The organism is Pseudomonas sp. MWU13-2100 (genome assembly GCF_023242365.1).
Taxonomy (GTDB): Bacteria; Pseudomonadota; Gammaproteobacteria; order Pseudomonadales; family Pseudomonadaceae; genus Aquipseudomonas.
On the sequence record NZ_JALLIX010000108.1, the window covers coordinates 1 to 1398 of the forward strand.

Sequence of the window (1398 nt, forward strand, 5' to 3'; positions counted from 1 at the left end):
GTAAGCGGCCAGCGAACACACATTCAGAAATCCGTAATTAAGGGCGATGGTGTCCGCCTATTTTTAAGCGGACGCGATCACTCTAATCGCTAGGATTTCCATGCGCCAACGAAGCTCCTACCCCAAACCCTTCAAGGCCCAGGTCGTACAGGAATGCCTGCAACCCGGTGCCTCAGTTTCCAGCGTCGCCATCAGCCACGGCATCAATGCCAACGTGATTCGCAAGTGGCTGCCGATATACCGTGAGAAACCCGTCGCGCCACTTCCGGCGTTTGTACCGCTGCAACCGATGCCTAAACGGCACGCTGATGAAGCGGTGTCTATCGCACTGCCGCTGGGCGACAAATACATCACGGTCAAATGGCCCGTATCCGACCCAGACGGCTGCGCACGCTTCATCCGTGGCCTCTCGCAATGATCCGCATCGATGCTATCTGGGTCGCCACCGAGCCGATGGACATGCGCGCTGGCACCGAAACTGCGTTGGCCCGCGTGGTGGCGGTGTTCGGTGCGGCGAAGCCGCACTGCGCCTATCTGTTTGCCAACCGCCGCGCCAACCGGATGAAGGTGTTGGTACACGATGGCGTGGGCATCTGGCTTGCCGCACGCCGGTTGAACCGAGGCAAGTTTCACTGGCCCGGCACTCATCGCGGCCAGGAAGTCGAACTCGACGCTGAACAACTGCAAGCGTTGGTGCTCGGTTTGCCATGGCAGCGGGTTGGCGCCAACGGCGCAATTACAGTGATTTAGTCCCGCCTTTGAGCTGTGGTGGATGAGTTGCTTTGGTAAAATCCACGGCATGACTTCCTCGCCCAACCTCGACCAAATGACACCCGAACAACTGCGCGCCCTCGCTACGCAGTTGCTATCGAAGGTCGACACCATGGGCCGGAAGATCCATCGTGACGAGACGATCATCGAACAGCTCTCTCACGAAATCGCCATCCTCAAGCGCCACAAGTTCGCTAAGCGCAGCGAGCAGATCAGCCCGGCGCAAGGCAGCTTGCTGGATGACCTGCTCAACACCGACCTTGAGGCCATCGAGGCAGAGCTGAACGCGCTTCGTCCTGCCCCGACGTCGGACGAAATCCGCCAAAAGCCCAAGCGCGCGCCGCTTCCGCCGCAGTTTCCTCGTACCGTCATTCGTCATGAGCCAGAGAACACCCAGTGCGTCTGCGGGTGCCAGCTTCAGCGCATCGGCGAAGATGTCAGTGAGAAGCTGGATTACACACCGGGCGTGTTTACCGTTGAGCAGCATGTACGTGGAAAGTGGGCCTGCCGCCAGTGCGAAACACTGATCCAGGCGCCGGTGCCAGCACAGGTGATCGACAAGGGCATCCCCACTGCTGGCCTGTTGGCTCACGTAATGGTGGCCAAGTTTGCCGACCATCTTCCGCT

General features: G+C 59.6%; 3 protein-coding genes. All 3 read left to right on the forward strand.

Annotated elements, in window-relative coordinates; all coding sequences use genetic code 11:
- Positions 1 to 100: 100 nt before the first annotated feature.
- Positions 101 to 418 (forward strand): IS66-like element accessory protein TnpA, encoded by a 318-nt coding sequence (gene tnpA / locus M5B99_RS29525; protein WP_248807444.1) that lies wholly within the window; start codon positions 101 to 103, stop codon positions 416 to 418.
- Positions 415 to 750: an IS66 family insertion sequence element accessory protein TnpB gene (gene tnpB, locus M5B99_RS29530; protein ID WP_027595099.1), complete on the forward strand. Its 336-nt coding sequence runs from the start codon at positions 415 to 417 to the stop codon at positions 748 to 750. The genes tnpA and tnpB overlap by 4 nt, the downstream gene beginning before the upstream one ends.
- A gap of 49 nt (positions 751 to 799) precedes the next feature.
- A partial coding sequence (locus tag M5B99_RS29535) for an IS66 family transposase zinc-finger binding domain-containing protein (RefSeq protein ID WP_248807445.1) occupies positions 800 to 1398 on the forward strand: 599 nt, incomplete at its 3' end.

Excerpts from the sequence above, each read along its gene's own strand:
- tnpA (WP_248807444.1), top strand. The coding sequence starts at position 101 with ATGCGCCAACGAAGCTCCTACCCCAAACCCTTCAAGGCCCAGGTCGTA.
- tnpB (WP_027595099.1), top strand. The coding sequence starts at position 415 with ATGATCCGCATCGATGCTATCTGGGTCGCCACCGAGCCGATGGACATG.